This is a genomic window from Aquiflexum sp. TKW24L, from assembly GCF_023502205.1.
GTDB lineage: Bacteria > Bacteroidota > Bacteroidia > Cytophagales > Cyclobacteriaceae > Cognataquiflexum.
Genome location: NZ_JAMFLG010000006.1, coordinates 107,056 through 125,531, shown reverse-complemented (window position 1 = coordinate 125,531; position 18,476 = coordinate 107,056). Strand labels below are relative to the sequence as shown.

The following is an 18,476-nucleotide window of genomic DNA, read 5'->3' as shown; positions in this document are numbered from 1 at the left end:
TTACATAAATTTCCCGATTATGACATATTCCTCTAGGTCAAGACGGGTCACTTCTCTTCTAATGTACTTCTCTATCATCAAACTGGCAGTACTTGCGGCTGCTCTTCCACCCCAACCGGCATTTTCTACATATACGGCTATGGCTATCTGCGGATTATCTTTAGGAGCAAATGCAATAAAAACGGAATGGTCCTCCCCTTGGGGATTTTGTGCTGTACCTGTTTTTCCTGCTATTTCAATATCCTTGATCACTGCCCTTGCTGCAGTACCATAGATGGCTTGTGCCATGGCATCCTGGATAAGGTCAAAGTGATGTGCATCCACACCAACTTCTCTTTTGGTTCTGAATTCCTCCGGAATTTTGGTGGCATCTCCGTCTATGGCTTTGATCATATGTGGGGGATAATAGTATCCCTTGTTTGCAAATATCGCCGCGAGATTTGCCATCTGTAATGGCGTGACGAGCATTTCGCCCTGACCGATAGATAGGGAATAAATCGTAGAATATTTCCATCTGCCCTCGCCATAGATTCTGTCATATAACTTTGAAGATGGGATTGATCCACCTTTTTCATTTTTCAGGTCAATGCCCAAAGGAGATCCAAGTCCAAATTTGATGACGGCCTCTCTCCAGACATTAAGCCCTATTTCTGTATCCTTAAATGTGCTAGTTGATACCTCCCGATTGATCATAGCCCTGTATGCCTGATGGTAATAGGGGTTGCAGGAATTCCTGATGGCACCAAATAAGTTGGAAGGACTTGGGTGGTTATGACAGGCTACCAGAGACCTATTGCAGGCATATGTTGTATTCGGAGTCAAGACTCCCGTCTGTAATCCTACCAAGGACTGTACAATCTTAAAAATCGATCCGGGAGGATACATGGCCATGATGGGTCTATTAAACAGAGGCTTGGTTTCATCCCTGTTTAAAACCATGTAATTTTTCCCAAAAAGCGCTCCTGTCAATACATTTGGATCATAGGTGGGCGCCGATATCATGGCTAGGATTTCGCCTGTTTTTGGCTCAATAGCTACCACAGAGCCTCTTTTACCTACCATCAATTTCTCGCCGTACTCCTGTAATTCAAGGTCAATGGTAGAAATGAGATTTTTGCCCGCAACAGATGCTGTATCAAAACTCCCATCTTTGAAGGAGCCTTTGTCAACACCTCTTACGTTTACGAGCTTGTATTTCACCCCTTTTACTCCCCGCAATTCATTTTCATAATACCCTTCAACCCCACTAAGGCCGACATAATCACCCTGTTTGTAATATTTTGAAGAATCTCGTTCTAACTGATTAGAACTTATTTCTCCTATATACCCCAAGGCATTTGCAGCACTTGCCTGTGGGTAGGACCTGACCGATCTTGTCATCACGAACAAACCTGGATAATCAATGAGAAAATCCTGAATCCTGGCAAAATCGGTTGTAGAAATCTGTTTGATTAAAGGCGAGGGTTTGACGGAAGAATATTTTCTCGCCGCAGTGTAAGTCTCGACCAAATACTCTTTACTGATTTTGAAAATCTCGCAAAACCTGGTGGTATCACCAACCTGAAATTCCCTTGGGATAACCATCAAATCGAAGATAGGATAATTGTAAACCAAAATCTTGCCCGTCCGGTCATAAACCAGACCTCGGTATGGATGGTCTACTACTCTTTGAATTGCATTACTCTCAGCCTTTTTTAAAAAACTGTCATCCATCACCTGAATCAAAAATAATTTGGTTAGGAGCACTGCTCCAATGATGATGATAACTATTATAATTGTAATCGGCCTTTGCTCGTTCATTAAATCCCTCTCCTTCTCCTGTATAATAACAGTTGAACAATAATACTCATTACTAGCACAAAAATAACACTAGCAATTACTTTTTGAAGAGATGTGAAGAATAAATCTGTGCCCAGACTTTCAATATAAAAAAATATGGTATGATGGATCAGTATCAAAGGAACGCTGTAGGAAAGAAACCATCCTAGGCCCATATTCATCAAACTCGGCTGAAGGTCATCCTCATAACCACCCGTGGGAACCAATACCTGTAGCCACCGGTGTCTGACAAATGCAATGACTAGAAGTGATGCCGTATGGATTCCAAGTGTGTCATAAAATAAGTCAACGCCCATTCCAATAAAAAAGCTGATGAGCAAGGCCGGAATTGTTTTTAAGTCAAGTGGTAGGAGAATTATATAACTGACATATAAAAAACAAAATGCGGTACCAAAAAGCACCAAATTCTTAAGCACCAAAACCTGAAACAACAGATAAAGGAATCCGGTAAACAAAATTGAGATTACCCGAATGCTATTCATTGCTTATCCCTGTTGTTTGGTATAGTGAATCAAGTTCTTGTTGTTGAAAACTTTCTACCAGATAGACATAAGAAATCTTTGAAAAATCTGTATCCAGCTTAAGCGTAATATCAAGGTAATTGGTATCAGTTCCTGGCTTCACTTCAATTACAGTACCAATTGCTATACCTTCCGGAAAAATAGAATTATAGCCTGAAGTGACCACATGATCTCCAATCGCAACTACAACATGCCTTGGAACATACATGAGTTTTGCCTGTTGTGGATCGAGTCCATCCCATTTTGTGGAACCAAATACATCATTGGATTGGATCTTTGACGATACCAATAAGTCAGTATGGAGCAATGAAATAATCGTTGAAAAATTACGACTTACGGTCTTAACCCTTCCAACAACGCCTTGTTCGTTGATAACCCCCATACCAGTTTTGATACCCTGGTTTGAACCCTTATTTATGGTTAGGTGATTTTGGGCAAGTCTCAAAGAATTATTGATAACCTTTGCTCCTTTAAACTGAATCGAACTAATCAATGAACTATCAAGCGGAATATATACAGAATCGGCCGGCCTTCTAAGCGATTCTAATTCCGTCAGTAGTTTGGCATTTTTTTCCATCAGACTTATATTGACCGATGAAAGGGAAAAATAATCAATGACGTTACTTTGAGTTTTGAATACCGAGCCCACCCATTCGTTTGAACTATTAAAAAACGCGGACCCTTGTTGAGAATTATTAGAAACAATCAGCGATATCGCAATTGCCTCCAATAAAACAAACAACAAAAAAGCCCTTATCCGGTATAAAAATAGGAAGATCCGCTGCATCCAATCATTAAGTCATCAAAACCGATCTGAAATTATTGATGTTTTTCAACGCCGTGCCGGTACCTCTTACGACAGCCCTCAGAGGGTCTTCCGCTATGTGGATTGGCAATTTGGTTTTTTGGTGTAATCTTTTGTCCAGACCTTTCAACAGCGCCCCACCACCTGTCAGATGGATTCCATTGTCATAAATGTCAGCGGAAAGTTCCGGAGGTGCTATTTCAAGGGCTTTTAAAACCGCCTCTTCTATTTTTGATACAGATTTGTCCAAGGCAAATGCGATTTCAGAATAGGAGACTTTAATTACCTTAGGAATGCCAGTCATCAAATCTCTTCCTCTAATTTCATAATCCTCAGGAGCATCATCAAGTTCTGTCAAAGCTGACCCGATTGCTATTTTAACTTTCTCGGCAGACCGCTCTCCAATCAAAAGATTGTGCTGCCTTCTCATGTAGTCAAGAATATCCTTGGTAAAAGTATCTCCGGCAACTCTTATCGATTGGTCTGCTACAATGCCTGAAAGTGCTATCAACGCAATCTCTGTGGTACCTCCTCCGATATCCACTATCATAGACCCCATTGGTTTTTCGATATCGATCCCTATTCCGATAGCTGCTGCAATTGGTTCATAAATCATGTAGACTTCTTTGGCTCCTGCATGTTCTGCGGAATCCCTGACAGCCCTCTTTTCTACTTCTGTAATCCCTGAAGGGATACAGATTACCATTCTGTGAGACTTAGGGAATATTCCTTTCTTATGGCCGGGAATCATTTTGATCAAACCTCTGATCATTTGTTCTGCTGCATAGAAGTCCGCAATCACGCCATCTTTAAGAGGTCTGATGGTTCTGATATTTTCATGCGTCTTTTCATGCATGTTCATTGCATCCTTTCCCACGGCAAGAACCCTGTTGTTGGTCCTGTCAATCGCTATAATGGAGGGTTCATCAACCACTATTTTGTCTTTATGTATAATTAAGGTATTTGCTGTACCTAAGTCTATTGCAATATCACTTGAAAAAAAATCGAATAATCCCATTATGTTTTGATTGAGTTGATGATAGATAATCTTTTAAATTTAGCAAGGAAGTGCAGAACTTCTAACGTGGGTGGGCAAAATTATTATCTAATTCCCAATTTATTACAAGAATCCAATTTTTTTTTGTGTGAATAAATTTATTACCTTTGCATCGTATTACCAGAATTGAGGGGGGACACAAGTCCCCTCTTTTATTTCATATACCCTAACAAATGAGCTTAAAAAGTACACTTGAGGAAATTGTTTCCAAACATCTGCCTGACGATACCTATTACTTAGTCGATGTGCAGCTGGTGGAAAAAGGCCCTAAATCTCAATTGACAATTCTTATCGATGCGGACCAAGGTGTAAGTATTGAGGCTTGTGCAAAGGTAAGCAGACAGATCGCCGAGGAAATCGAGGCAAAAGAACTTTTGTCTGATGCCTATATATTGGAGGTCTCTTCCCCAGGTCTGGATTTCCCGCTCTCTTCCAAAAGACAATATACCAAAAATGTCGGAAGAACATTGAAAGTCACATTAAATGACGGAAAAGAGTTGGAAGGACAACTCTTGGAGGTGGGAAATGCAGAGGTTAAAATTTGCTGCAAGATTAAAGAAAAAGGAAAAAAAGCAGAGGAACAGGAAATCACCATTCCCCTCGAACAGATAAAAAAATCAATCGTGTTAGTCTCTTTCAAATAAAAAAAATGGATGCTAAAGTACTCATAGAATCATTTGCAGAATTTGCAAAGTCTAAAAATGTGGACCGCCCCACCATGATCCGCATATTAGAGGACGTGTTTAGAGCGATGATTCGCAAAAAATTCGAAACTGATGAAAATTTTGATGTAACCATCAATGCAGACAAAGGTGATCTTGAAATCTTAAGAATCAGAGAAATCGTCGAGGACAACTCCGAAGACATTTGGGATTTTGATAAAATCAGCTTGACCGACGCCAGAAAAATCGAACCGGATTTTGAGGTCGGCGAAGATGTATATGAGAAAATTGAATTGGAAGAATTCGGCAGAAGAGCAGTGATGATGGCGAGGCAGACTTTGATCCAAAAGATCAAGGACCTAGAAAAAGACCTTTTATTCAACCAATACGAAGAATTAGTAGGGGAAATTATTTCAGCAGAAGTTTATCAGATCCTTGGAAGAGAAACATTGTTGATTGACGGCGAAGGGAACGAACTGATACTACCCAAAGGAGAACAAATTACAAAAGACCGGTTCAGAAAAGGTGACAGCGTCAGGGCCATTGTCCATAAAGTGGAAATGGTAAATGGAAATCCGAGAATAATCCTTTCCAGAACTTCCCCGATTTTCTTGGAAAGATTATTTGAAAATGAGGTGCCTGAAGTTTTTGACGGATTGATCACTATTAGAAAAATCGTGAGAGAACCGGGCGAAAGAGCAAAGGTGGCAGTAGAATCTTACGATGATAGGATTGACCCTGTCGGCGCCTGTGTGGGTATGAAAGGTAGCCGTATCCACGCCATTGTCAGAGAACTTCAGAATGAAAACATTGATGTAATCAACTATACAGATAACCTTGACCTTTATGTCTCTCGGGCATTGAGCCCTGCCAAGGTATCTTCATTGGTTGTTGACAAAGAAAATAAAAGAATTTCTGTCTATCTCAAGCCAGATCAAGTATCCATGGCAATCGGCAAAGGTGGGTTTAATATCAGGTTGGCTTCAAGGCTAGTCGGATTTGAAATAGATGTATTCAGAGAACTCAACGACTATGAAGAGGAAGATGTGGATCTTGAGGAATTCGGTGATGAAATCGACAATTGGGTAATTGGCGAATTGAAAAAAACCGGGTTGGATACAGCTAAGAGTGTTCTATCACTTACAAAAGAGGATCTTTTGAGAAGAACAGAACTCGAAGAAGAAACAATTGACGAAATATTCAGAATATTAAAACAAGAATTTGAACAGTAATTTAGGTCAGATTTACCCAATAATTGGCCTATATTTGCGATCAAATTAAGAAAGTGCTTTTAGTGTATGTCAGAAGAAAAAACGATGCGACTAGGCCAGGTAGCCAGAAAACTCAACGTAGGTATTTCTACGATTGTGGAATCAATGGCTAAAAAGGGCTTCGATGTCGAAAACAATCCCAACTCCAAAATCAGCCAGGAGCAATTTGATATGCTGGCCAAGGAGTTTAAATCCTCTGCCCAAGAAAAGGAAGAGGCCTCTCACCTATCTATAGGTAAAAGGCATCATGAGACCTTTACCATCGAAGCAGAATCTGAAGTAAAAGAGGAAAAGAAAGTAGAACCAGTTGCTGAAGTCAAAAAACCTGAACTGGTAAAGCCTGTAGTTGAATCTCCGAAAGCCGAAGAAAAAGAACAAGAAAAAATAGCTGTAGAAGCACCAAAATTGCAGGGGATCACTGTTTTAGGAAAGATTGATTTGGATGCCCAAAAACAAGTGCCAAAAAAAGAAGAGGTTAAACCTCAGCCCACAACCCCTCCTGTCACTCCATCCGATCCTCCGGTAGCAAAAGAAGAAAAACCGCTTCAAGAAAAAGTGGAACCAAAACCTGAGGCTGTGAAGCCTCAGACTGATGACAACACTAAAAAAATTCAGGAAAATGTCGCTCTTGGAAAAACACCTCTTGAACAAAAACCAAAAGTAGCCCCTGAAACTAAGCCGGCCCCAGTTACTCAGAAAGTAGAAAAAGTTGAAAAACCCGTAGAAAGGATCGAGTTAAAACCCGAAGAAAAAGTGATCGCTGCAAAAGCTGATGCTTTGAAGGGGCTCACCGTTTTGGGTAAAATTGAACTTCCTGACGACAAGTCAAAGAAAAAAGGGAAACCTGTAGCTTCTTCTGACGAAAAAGGAAAGGATAAGAAGAAAAGAATCCGAAAAAGAATAGATAAAAAAGGTGCGCCGGCTCCGAAAGGACCGGAAACGGATCCAAATAAACCAAGACCGGCAGGTCAAGGACCGGGCGGACAAACCCCTGCGCCGGGTCAAAGGGATAGGAAACCGATGCAACAGCATCAGCGTCCACAAAGACCAGGTCAGCCCCAACAAAATACCAGTAGAGTTCAAAAAGCAGAACCTACCCAAAAAGAAATTCAAGATCAAATCAAACAAACCTTGGCAAGATTGCAGGGGGGCGGAAGGTCCGGAGGTGGAAAATCTAAAAGAAGAGATAAAAAAACGGATCGTTTCAGAGATGAACAGGAAGGAATCGAGGAATCAAAAATTCTAAGAGTAACAGAATTCATATCTGCAAACGACCTTGCATCCTTAATGGATGTGTCCGTAAATGAGGTTATCTCAGCCTGTCTTTCCCTAGGCATGTTCGTTTCGATCAACCAAAGGCTAGATGCTGAAGCCATCACCATCATTGCTGATGAATTCAGTTTTGAAGTTGAATTCACCAAACCTGATGAAGAGTTTGAGGTTGAGGAAATCGCAGATACTGCAGATGATCTGCAGGACAGAGCTCCTATTGTGACCATAATGGGCCACGTGGATCATGGTAAAACCTCTTTGCTCGATTTTATCAGAAGATCAAAAGTCACTGCAGATGAGGCCGGAGGAATTACCCAACATATCGGTGCATATGATGTAACTACTGCAGATGGAAACAAAATCGCGTTTTTGGATACACCCGGTCACGAAGCATTTACTGCTATGAGAGCAAGAGGAGCCAAAATTACAGACGTTGCCATCATCGTGATTGCGGCTGATGACAGCATCATGCCACAAACCAAAGAGGCCATCAACCATGCCCAGGTAGCAGGTGTCCCAATGATATTTGCAATCAACAAAATTGATAAACCGAACTCCAATCCTAACAAGATCAAAGAAGAATTGGCCAATATGAATTTATTGGTGGAGGAATGGGGAGGTAAATACCAGTCTCAGGACATCTCAGCCAAAACAGGTTTGGGCGTTGAAGATTTGCTTGAGAAGGTTTTATTGGAAGCGGAGATTCTTGAATTGAAAGCCAATTACAATAAAAAAGCTATTGGGACTGTTATCGAGGCTTCTTTGGATAAAGGGAGAGGTTATGTCACTACGGTGATGGTTCAGGCAGGCACATTAAATATCGGTGATATCATGCTTGCAGGACCACATTACGGCAGAGTCAAGGCGATGACCGACCATAAAGGAAAGAAACTTACCAAAGCCGGACCATCCACACCTGTACAGGTATTAGGATTGGCAGGTGCTCCACAAGCAGGTGATACGTTCAAAGTCTACGATACTGAGAGAGAAGCGAGAGAAATCGCCAACTCAAGAGAGCAGATAATGCGTGAGCAGAGTATGCGTACCAAGAAACACATTACTTTAGATGAAATCGGAAGACGACTTGCAATCGGAAGTTTCAAAGAACTCAACATCATCATTAAAGGTGACGTGGATGGTTCAGTCGAAGCACTTTCTGATTCCTTGTTGAAGCTATCCAAAGAGGAAGTATCTGTCAGCATCATCCACAAAGGTGTAGGTCAGATATCTGAATCGGATGTCCTTTTGGCATCAGCTTCGGATGCTATTATCTTAGGCTTTAATGTGAGACCATCTACTAATGCCAAGAAACTCGCAGAACAAGAGGAAATCGAAATCAGGCATTATTCCATTATCTATGACGCCATTAATCAGATCAAAGATGCCATTGAAGGTATGCTTGAACCAACGTTTGAAGAGATAATCACAGGTAATGTCCTTGTAAGAGAAGTCTTCAAAATTTCTAAAATCGGAACGATTGCAGGGTCCTATGTAACCGATGGATTCATTACCAGGAAGAACAAAATCAGGATTATCCGTCAGGGTATCGTGATTCATGATGGGGAAATCGACCAATTGAAGAGATTCAAAGATGATGTTTCAGAAGTGAAGTCAGGTTATGAGTGCGGTATTTCCATCAAAAACTTCAATGACATCGAAATCGATGATACCATGGAAGGATACGTGATGCAGGAAATCAAAAAGAAAAAATAAAATTTCTAAATATTCCATAATAAAGGAACGGTGCAAACTGTTCCTTTTTTTTATTTTGGAAAACCTATGTTGGCTTCACTTCTTCTATTGATACAAATTTTATTTTGCGTTTCCATTCTCCTCCTGATTATTGGATTGGTCAGGCCCGTGATCGTACTTTGGTTTTTGGACAGGTTTAATAGATTGAAGGTCGTACAAGTTTATGGGTCAGTCGCTTTACTTTTTCTGTTGCTCTGGATGGTCTTGGTTTTATTTACTAATCTCAAGTGAAAAAAACAGAAGAAATGTTGACAAGAATCATAATTTTTGGAAAAAAATTATAAATTTAATGTTCAATAAACCATCTCATTGAGAAAATCCATTTCCATATTCCTTTTATGCTGCTTCGCATTGTATCATTTTGGATACTATGTGGCGTATTTTTCTTTTAGGTTCCAAATCGAAAACGATTGGATGGAAAAAATCTACAATGATGGCCAAGCGGGTTTAGGTGAAAAGTTATTGGAAATTCCCCTCACAGTTCCTTACATGGCCGATGAAGAGGAATTTCGGGCAACCAATACTACTTTTGAAAAAGATGGTCAAACATACCGGGCCATCAAACAAAGATATGTGAATGACACACTTCAGATCGTGTATGTCCCTGATACCGCTACTAGGATGTTGGACAATACAATCAAACTTTGGGTAAGTTCTTTAGTCCAAGATGAATTGCCAGATTCAGGAAGCAATTCACTATTAGTAAAATTTATCACCAAAGATTACACTCAGCCATCCAATGAAATTGATTTCGCATTAAATATCGAAACTGAGAATAACTACATAGGATTTATTTTTTCGCCTTATAAAGACTATCAAACCAATCTTAAATCTCCCCCTCCGGAATCTGTTTGATTTTTTTCAGACCAAATGCAATTCTTTTGAAGCGCTTCAGGCTCCAAAACCCTCGTTGATTATCCATTTCTGAACTGAATGCCAGCTAAAATTTTTGTGAAAAATCAAAAATAATAACTGATTATTCCGGTATCTGCTATGGTTTGACAGGCGTCAAATCCTGAATTCACTGATGGGCTTTGTTTTGCCCATATCACGTGGGTAAGACCTATTTATCCGATATGGCTTTGGTCTGCATTTTCATCTTTATTCAAAGTCAAACAAAATCCCCTCGATCAAAATGAAAAAATATTTACAGTCAATCGTTCTGTTGACTCTATTCCAACTTTGGTTTTCTACACTTCAAGCCCAGACTCCATGGGATGAAGTCATGATGGGCAAAGGAGAAATCTGTACCGCTCTGATCTATGAACATTCCTCTTGGGATCAATATTGGGAAGGAAGTTACCTTCGTGAAAATGCGAATATCGGAACATTTACCCGACAAATGGGGATGCCGATGGTAGCCATAGGCCTTACTAAAAAAATCAACATCATTGCCAGCCTTCCTTATATTAACACAAAAGCATCCGGAGGGACCCAGGCCGGTCAATCTGGTTTTCAGGACCTTAGTGTTTCTGTAAAAGTAGATTGGCTTCAAAAACAACTCGGAAGTGGAAGATTACTGTTTCTTACCAATGCTCACGTTAGCACTCCTGTTGGGAATTACCTATCCGATTACATGCCCTTCAGTCTTGGTGCGGGAGCTCCAGAACTTGGATTTAGAGGAATCGGAGGCTATAAAATGGATAATGGGCTCGTCTTTCGCGCTTCCCTTGCATATCTCTGGAGAGGACAAACCGAAGTGGAGAGGGATTATTATTATGAGAAAGGCAGCGTCTATTCTTCCTTTATGAACGTGCCTAATGCGCTGAATTTTCATGGAGCGATCGGATATTGGGCGTTTGACAACAGGCTCAGAATGGAAGCGACTTACATGAACCTCAATTGTCTGACCGGCGACGATATCCGATCGTACAATAGGCCACAACCAACCAATAAAACAGAAGTAAGCCAAGTGGGTGCCTGGGTGCAATACTTTATCAAGTCAGATCAGGGGTTTGGAGCATTGGCATATTTCAACCAAACCTTAAGTGGTAGAAACATGGGAAAAGCCACCACTATAGGTGCCGGTATCACTTATCAGTTTAAAGCATATTAACATTCATCAAAATGAAAAATCTCAAAACAATATATATAACCTTGTTTTCAATAATCCTGATTACAAGCTCTTGCATTGAGGAGACCCCAAATTATTACCAATTTGACGGTTATGGTTTCGAAAAACTCGACGAAAATGGGGGAACGTGGAAAACCATACTAGTCACCTCTCCGGCTCAGATCAGCATTTCTCAACCGGAAGCCACAAGTTCAGCTGCCTATCAGGCAGAGTTAACAAACCTAAAGCAGCAAATGTCCAGCCTCACCCCTAAAGAAAAAGAGGCAGTGAAGTATTGGACTAGTAATCCTATTATTAGGTGGAATGAAATCGCCTTGGAACTTGCAGCAAAATACAACTTGATCCCCGGCCCTAATGCAGATGGAACCTACACACTTCCCAATGCAGCCAACCCTGCAGGACCTCCCGCTTTTCCTTTTGCCCATCCACCCTATACAAGTAGAATGCTTGCCTATTTGAGTGTGTCCCAATTTGACGCATTGGTAGTGGCCTGGCATTACAAATATGAGTACAACCGACCCGGTCCCTACCGTGTCGATACTAACATAGAACCTGCCTACGCCAAAAATGAACTCCCTTCTTATCCCTCAAATGGTGCTGCTATTGCCATTGTTTCCAAAGAAATTCTAGCAGTAATGTTTCCACTCGAAGGGGCTTACCTAGAAAGCAAATACCAAGAGCATATCAGAAGCCTAATCCATGCAGGCATCAACGTCCAAAGTGACATTGTAGCAGGAACAGCCATTGGATCTGAAGTAGTAAAACTAGCAAAACAACGTGCATCCACAGATGGCATGGCAAAAGCCCAAACTCCTAAGCCCATATCGGATTCAATTGCCAATGCTGCTTTTGAGAGATTTGGATGGAAATGGAAAAATATGGAAACACCACAAAGGCCTGTAGGATTAACTCCTCTATTTGGCAAGGTAAGAATGTGGAATGTTCCGACTGTCGAAGAAGTCAGGCCCGGACCTCCTCCAGCTCCCGGTTCAGCAGAATTTGAAGCTGATGCTGCCGAGCTCAGAAAATTTGCTTCCCACATGACCATCAGTCAGCGCAGGATCGCCAATTGGTGGGAAGATGGCTTGGGTTCATATACCCCGCCGGGACATTGGAACAAGTTTGCGAAAGAAGCAATAGTGAAGGCAAAGCTTAATCCATTAAGATCCGCACGGGTCTTTGCTTATATGAACACTGCCATCATGGATGCGGGAGTGGCATGTTGGGACACAAAATATTATTATCATTATCCACGACCAATCCAAACGATTACAGGATTTAAAACCATTCTTGGTACTCCCAACTTCCCTGCATACACCTCCGGACATAGCACATTTTCAGCTGCCGGCGCAGAAGTGCTTGCACACTTCTTCCCTGCTGATGCAGCACAATTCAGAGCCCGGGCGGAAGAAGCAGCAGTTTCCAGATTGTATGGAGGAATCCATTATAGGTTTGACGCAGAGGTTGGTGTTGCCCAAGGTAAAAACGTAGGCACTTATGCTGTCAAAAGGGCAAAATCTGATGGTGCACAATAAATAAAAAACATAGGGTTTGATTGATATACAACCCCGACCATTCGAAGGAAGTAGGTCGGGGCTGTTTTTTTATCCTACTTTGACTGGCTGCTCTATTTCTTTCCTTAGGCTTTTTGAGGCCAATACAATTAAAGCAATCGAAAGTATAAAAAGCAAAGCAGCAATAATGGCCAAAACATAAACTTCATTTTGAAAATTTTTCCAAGCAAATAACCCTAATGAAGTCAAGGTAACTGTAAACATGAAAAACATGGGTATAGTCACAAAAGTGGCATTGACCTTTTGTCTGATCAGCCAAACGGCGATTGTCAATAAGGCTAATGCTGCCAACAATTGATTGGCAGAACCGAAAATCGGCCATAAAGTGGTAAAACTTCCCGAAGCCAAGAGCAAAATTGAAAGGACCACCACCACCGAGGTAGATATATACCTATTTTGTGATAGCATATTACCTACGGGGTTTTTTACATCCTCAAAATATTCCTGCAAAGTAAATCTTGCCAATCTAGTACAGGTATCCAAAGTGGTCAAGGCAAATGCAGACACAGTGAGTGCCACAAATCCAATTGCAAACTGTTCAGAAATCCCAAGAGATGAAATCATATTACCCAAACCTGTTGCAAACAAACTGACCGGACCTTCTTCTCCCAACCGGCTCAAATATTCTCCCCTACTCAAAACGACCACGGCACCTACAGAAATAATTGCCAAGAAAGATTCAATCAACATCCCTCCATAACCTACAATTTTGGCATCGCTTTCTTTATCCAATTGTTTGGAAGTTGTTCCTGAGGCAACTAACGAGTGAAATCCTGAGATTGCGCCACAAGCGATGGTTACAAACAAAACAGGAAACAAATAGCCTAAATTATCGGCGCTGATGTGTATATCATTATCCATTTTGATCTCTGGATTGGAAATAAAAACTCCAATTACTGCCGATATCATCAAGCCATACAGCAAAAAGCTGTTCAAATAATCCCTTGGCTGAAGCAAAAGCGTAACGGGCGTCACGGAAGCCAAAAATGCATATCCCAACAATAAATAGATCCACAACTGGTAATCCAAAGCAAATGGAAGCTGCATCCCGAGATACACAAAATAATACATCAACGCCACCCCGATGATGGTATTGATGATAAATGCCGTTTTGTTACTGCCAAAAAATTTACTTACATACCCAAAAACAATCGCAAGAAGCATAAATAAAATTGAAGCAGAGGCAACTCCCGGATTGCTGACAAACGTCTTTGCAATGATATCAGAGAACACGCCGATGACAAGAATCAAGGTTGAAAAACTGAAGACGATAAATAACTGCTTACCCTTTTTGCCAATATTATTTTGGATAATTACACCGATGGATTTGCCTTGATTTCTCAAGGAAGCCGCCATACTTCCCAAATCATGTACGGCACCAAAGAAAATCCCTCCAACCAAAATCCAAATAACTGCAGGAATCCAACCAAAAGTCACTGCTATGATGGGGCCAACAATGGGTCCTGCCCCAGCTATCGAAGCAAAATGGTGCCCTAAAACAACAACAGGCTTGCTTGGCACATAATCGATCCCGTCTTCATAAAGATGCGATGGGGCTTTTCTTTTATCGTCAAGACCGAATTTTTTGTAGACAAATTTTCCATAAGAAAAGTAAGCTACGATAAGAATTATACCTGAAAGTACCAGAAGAATTGGAAGTGTCATCCTATTTTGGGTTAATAAACCTTGAATTTCCTGCAATTCAGTCAAATAACAAATTTATATCTCAGGATTTAAGATCGAAGCACTAAAATGTTGCTCATTTTTTATTGGAAACTCTTCCACAATATGTGATTGAAAAAAATGAAGTTCCCAGACAAATTTTATTTAATGGATAATACCTATAAATTTGTGGTCCGCGAAACGCAGGTTTGGGCGTAAATAAAAGACAATATGGCTTGGTTTAAAAGGACAGATAAAGGAATAAAAACCTCCACTGAGGAAAAAAAAGATACCCCAGACGGATTGTGGTTTAAAACACCCCAAGGAAATATCATCCATACGAGAGAGCTCAAAAACAATTCATACGTATGTCCGGATGATGATTTTCATGTCAAAATCGGATCTAAAGAATACTTTGAAATTCTTTTTGATGGGAACAAGTTCACAGAACTTGATGCTGAAATGAAGTCAGGCGATCCTTTGAATTTTGTAGATACCAAACCGTATAAAAGCCGGATAACTGCGACGATCCAAAAAACAGAATTGAATGATGCAGTCAGGACAGCAGTTGGGAAAATGAATGACCTCGACCTTGTCATCGCCTGCATGGATTTCAATTTTATCGGTGGTTCAATGGGTTCGGTAGTCGGAGAAAAAATCGCAAGGGCTATTGATTATTCATTAAAAAACAAAGTTCCATTTTTGATGATTTCCAAATCCGGCGGCGCAAGGATGATGGAAGCAGGGTTCAGTTTGATGCAAATGGCCAAGACCTCAGCCAAATTAGCTTTATTAGAAAAGGCAGCTGTACCTTATATTTCTCTTTTGACTGATCCGACTACAGGAGGCGTTACAGCATCTTACGCCATGTTAGGGGATTTTAATATCGCAGAGCCTGAGGCGCTTATTGGATTTGCCGGGCCTCGGGTTATCCGTGAGACCATCGGTAAAGATCTTCCAAAAGGATTCCAAAGTTCCCAGTTTGTGTTAGATCACGGATTTTTGGATTTTATCATCGATAGGAGGCAGTTGAAAAACAGATTGACAACTCTTCTAAACCTTCTGAGGAATTAGGAAGTTATCCATTTAAATTGAAAAAAGAACCTAGCTCAAAAATCAGGTTCTTTTTGGTCGATTATCTCGATTAATAAATATATTTGTGTTCCCAAATCGGGGCTTCATACTGAAATTAAAAAGTAAAACAATCATTAAATGGGTTCAGTAATTATTACCTCAATAGTAGCATTTACGCTTATCATTTTGCTACTCGTTTTTATCTTGTTGTTTGCCCAATCCAAGCTTGTGGCTTCAGGTGATGTCAAAATCATTGTAAACGGGGATGAAAGTAACCCGATAGTAGCCTCAGCAGGCTCGACATTATTGAGCACTCTTGGAGGAAAAAAAATCTTCTTGCCGTCAGCTTGTGGTGGGGGTGGTACTTGTGCCATGTGTAAATGTGTCATTGAAGAGGGTGGTGGTGAAGTTCTCCCAACCGAAGAAGGTCACCTAAGCCGGGCTGAAAAACAAGGCAACGTGAGACTTTCTTGCCAGGTAAAGGTAAAACAGGACATGAAAATCAGGATTCCTGAAGAAATTTTTGGAATCAAGAAATGGGAATGTGAAGTTATCTCTAACTACAACGTCTCTACATTCATCAAAGAATTTAAAGTAAAACTTCCGGAAGGTGAAACGCTTCATTTCGAATCCGGTGGATATATCCAGATTGATGTACCAGTGACCACTGTTAACTTCAAAGAAATGGATATCACTCCACATCCTGAATTGGGTCACCCTGCTGACGTGTACAAAAGTGATTGGGATAAGTTTGGCCTTTGGGATTTGGTGATGAAAAATGATGAGGAGCTCTTTAGAGCTTATTCTATGGCAAACCACCCTGCTGAAGGTAATATAGTCATGCTTACTATCCGTATAGCAACTCCACCTTGGGATAGAGCGAATAACAAATGGATGGATGTAAATCCGGGTGTCTGTTCTTCTTATGTCTTCGCAAGAAAACCTGGAGATAAAGTGACCATTTCAGGGCCTTACGGAGAGTTCCATATCAACCCTACGCAAAGAGAAATGATTTACATTGGTGGTGGTGCTGGAATGGCTCCTTTGAGATCCCACATTTTCCACCTGTTTCATACGGAAAAATCAGATAGAAAAGTTTCTTATTGGTATGGAGGAAGGTCCAAAAAAGAATTGTTCTACACACCTCAATTCCGGGACATTGAAAAAGATTTTCCAAATTTCACCTTCAACATCGGATTATCAGAGCCTTTGCCTGAGGATAATTGGAAAATTAAAAAAGGCATCGATGATGTTGAAGGAGACGGATATGTAGGATTTATCCACCAAGTACTTTATGACAACTACCTGAAGAATCATCCTGAACCGGATGAAATTGAATACTACTTATGTGGTCCTCCATTGATGAATGCAGCAGTATTAAAACTACTTGATGACATGGGCATACCAAAAGAGAATATTAGGTTTGATGACTTCGGAGGTTAATCCAAAAGATAGAGTCCCGCAATAGCGGGACTTTTTTATTTCCCTCTGGATTTTTTAATTATTTTTGGACAGCCTTTAAATCAAGTCCATGAATATTCGCCAATACTTTGACCCGATTCCTGAATTCATCACCTCCCAAAAATACAGCTCCAATTCATTTTTCAATTTTATACATTTACATGGAGAGACATTCCCTGATTTGAAAGGCCTACAAATAGCCATTATTGGACTTCTTGAAAATCGTGGAATGCCCAAAGGTGAGAGTATAGAAAGAAGTGCTTCTGAAATCCGCGAAAAATTATACCATCTCAAAAAAGGTCACGGATTATATAAAATAGCTGATATGGGTGATTTGAAGAATGGGAGTTCTGTCAAAGAAACCGTCCTAAATATTGCTATCGTTGGAGAATACCTGATCAAAAAACAAATATTACCAATATTTATCGGTGGAACTCACGACTTGGATCTTGGACAATATCTCTCCTATCAAAACCTTGAGAAGTTGGTATCGATGGTAACTGTAGATGCAAAGGTGGATATGGAAGAGGAAGGTAAAGCTTTTGAAAATCATTCACAGGAGATCATATTACATCAGCCCAATTTCCTATTCAATTATAGCCACATTGGTTACCAGAGTTTTTTGGTGGATAAGGACCTGATTGGGGTAATGGAAAAACTATACTTTGACCATATACGCTTAGGGCATCTGAGGAGTAATTTCAAGGAAATAGAACCAATCATCAGGAATGCGGACTTATTGAGCTTTGATGTGAGTGCGATTCAATCCTCCGACGCACCAGGTGCCGCAGAAGCACAACCCTTTGGACTATCAGGAGAGGAAGCCTGTCAGATATGTAGGTTTGCCGGAATGAATGAAAAGCTTTCCTCTATTGGGATTTTTGGTTACCAGCCTTATTATGATGACAGTAGAAATAAAACCGCTTCTGTCATTGCCACTATGATTTGGTATTTCATTGAGGGCTTTTATGACCGAAAGGACACATTGTCATTTAAGGGAAATGACTATTTGAAATATACAGTATCTTTAGACCTAAAGCCATCCACTTTGGTTTTCTATAAAAGCAAAAGAAGTGAAAAATGGTGGATGGAAATCCCTCATCAAGATCAGGATAGATTTGAACGGAATACGATCATACCCTGTAGCTACCAAGATTATCAAATGGCACAGGCGGGTGAAGTTCCCGAAAGATGGATCAATGCGCAGTTAAAGCTTCTTTGATGAAAACTTATACCAAGCAGCAATTGGCTCTTCGCAATGGACAGGACAAACCTGAAATTTGGGTTGCTTATAGGGGTGAAATCTACGATGTGTCAGAATCCAGACTTTGGAAAAATGGCAAACATTATGAGCATTGGGCAGGACAGGACCTCACTGACGAATTACCTGATGCTCCACACACCTCAGAGGTGTTTCGAAAATTTAAAACAATTGGACATTTGACCGAATGA

15 protein-coding genes are annotated in these 18,476 nt (G+C 40.6%); 10 read left to right on the top strand and 5 right to left on the bottom strand.

The annotated features are described in order from the left end of the window. From mrdA to M3O96_RS06055, 4 genes are read right to left on the bottom strand one after another with little or no spacing between them, the layout of a single operon-like run. On the bottom strand, positions 1 to 1,800 hold the full coding sequence (gene mrdA, locus M3O96_RS06070) for a penicillin-binding protein 2 (RefSeq protein WP_249719406.1): 1,800 nt from the start codon (positions 1,798 to 1,800) through the stop codon (positions 1 to 3). Next, positions 1,800 to 2,321 carry a rod shape-determining protein MreD gene (locus M3O96_RS06065; protein ID WP_249719405.1) on the bottom strand — a complete coding sequence of 174 codons (522 nt, stop codon included), beginning with the start codon at positions 2,319 to 2,321 and terminating at the stop codon, positions 1,800 to 1,802. Before M3O96_RS06065 ends, mrdA begins: the two co-directional genes overlap by 1 nt. Continuing rightward, on the bottom strand, positions 2,314 to 3,147 hold the full coding sequence (gene mreC, locus M3O96_RS06060) for a rod shape-determining protein MreC (RefSeq protein ID WP_249719404.1): 834 nt from the start codon (positions 3,145 to 3,147) through the stop codon (positions 2,314 to 2,316). The genes M3O96_RS06065 and mreC overlap by 8 nt, the downstream gene beginning before the upstream one ends. A gap of 7 nt (positions 3,148 to 3,154) precedes the next feature. Further along, positions 3,155 to 4,183 carry a rod shape-determining protein gene (locus M3O96_RS06055; RefSeq protein WP_241139995.1) on the bottom strand — a complete coding sequence of 343 codons (1,029 nt, stop codon included), beginning with the start codon at positions 4,181 to 4,183 and terminating at the stop codon, positions 3,155 to 3,157. A gap of 212 nt (positions 4,184 to 4,395) precedes the next feature. Here M3O96_RS06055 and rimP point away from each other — a divergent pair, with 212 nt between their 5' ends. The 6 genes from rimP (at position 4,396) to M3O96_RS06025 (ending at position 12,788) form a co-directional block, all read left to right on the top strand. Next, entirely contained in the window at positions 4,396 to 4,866 is a 471-nt protein-coding gene (rimP, locus tag M3O96_RS06050; protein ID WP_249719403.1) for a ribosome maturation factor RimP, read from the top strand. A gap of 5 nt (positions 4,867 to 4,871) precedes the next feature. Then, positions 4,872 to 6,116: a transcription termination factor NusA gene (gene nusA, locus M3O96_RS06045; RefSeq protein ID WP_249719402.1), complete on the top strand. Its 1,245-nt coding sequence runs from the start codon at positions 4,872 to 4,874 to the stop codon at positions 6,114 to 6,116. Between the two features lie 66 nt (positions 6,117 to 6,182). Continuing rightward, on the top strand, positions 6,183 to 9,140 hold the full coding sequence (gene infB / locus M3O96_RS06040) for a translation initiation factor IF-2 (protein ID WP_249719401.1): 2,958 nt from the start codon (positions 6,183 to 6,185) through the stop codon (positions 9,138 to 9,140). 453 nt (positions 9,141 to 9,593) lie between these two features. After that, positions 9,594 to 10,034 (top strand): hypothetical protein, encoded by a 441-nt coding sequence (locus M3O96_RS06035; protein ID WP_249719400.1) that lies wholly within the window; start codon positions 9,594 to 9,596, stop codon positions 10,032 to 10,034. Positions 10,035 to 10,314: 280 nt separating this feature from the next. Further along, positions 10,315 to 11,235 carry a transporter gene (locus M3O96_RS06030; protein WP_249719399.1) on the top strand — a complete coding sequence of 307 codons (921 nt, stop codon included), beginning with the start codon at positions 10,315 to 10,317 and terminating at the stop codon, positions 11,233 to 11,235. A gap of 11 nt (positions 11,236 to 11,246) precedes the next feature. After that, positions 11,247 to 12,788, top strand: a complete 1,542-nt coding sequence (locus M3O96_RS06025; protein WP_249719398.1) for a vanadium-dependent haloperoxidase — start codon at positions 11,247 to 11,249, stop codon at positions 12,786 to 12,788. A 69-nt stretch (positions 12,789 to 12,857) separates the two neighbouring features. On the opposite strand, the gene M3O96_RS06020 is transcribed toward M3O96_RS06025, so the two are convergent. Beyond that, entirely contained in the window at positions 12,858 to 14,492 is a 1,635-nt protein-coding gene (locus M3O96_RS06020) for a carbon starvation CstA family protein (RefSeq protein ID WP_249719397.1), read from the bottom strand. Positions 14,493 to 14,720: 228 nt separating this feature from the next. Here M3O96_RS06020 and accD point away from each other — a divergent pair, with 228 nt between their 5' ends. The 4 genes from accD to M3O96_RS06000 all read left to right on the top strand — a co-directional run bounded on the left by accD (position 14,721) and on the right by M3O96_RS06000 (position 18,476). Continuing rightward, positions 14,721 to 15,563, top strand: a complete 843-nt coding sequence (gene accD / locus M3O96_RS06015; RefSeq protein ID WP_249719396.1) for an acetyl-CoA carboxylase, carboxyltransferase subunit beta — start codon at positions 14,721 to 14,723, stop codon at positions 15,561 to 15,563. 138 nt (positions 15,564 to 15,701) lie between these two features. Next, a complete protein-coding gene (gene nqrF, locus M3O96_RS06010; protein ID WP_249719395.1) occupies positions 15,702 to 17,006 on the top strand; it encodes an NADH:ubiquinone reductase (Na(+)-transporting) subunit F in 1,305 nt (434 codons plus the stop codon). Between the two features lie 88 nt (positions 17,007 to 17,094). Beyond that, positions 17,095 to 18,246 carry a formimidoylglutamase gene (locus M3O96_RS06005; protein WP_249719394.1) on the top strand — a complete coding sequence of 384 codons (1,152 nt, stop codon included), beginning with the start codon at positions 17,095 to 17,097 and terminating at the stop codon, positions 18,244 to 18,246. Further along, entirely contained in the window at positions 18,246 to 18,476 is a 231-nt protein-coding gene (locus M3O96_RS06000; protein WP_249719393.1) for a cytochrome b5 domain-containing protein, read from the top strand. The genes M3O96_RS06005 and M3O96_RS06000 overlap by 1 nt, the downstream gene beginning before the upstream one ends.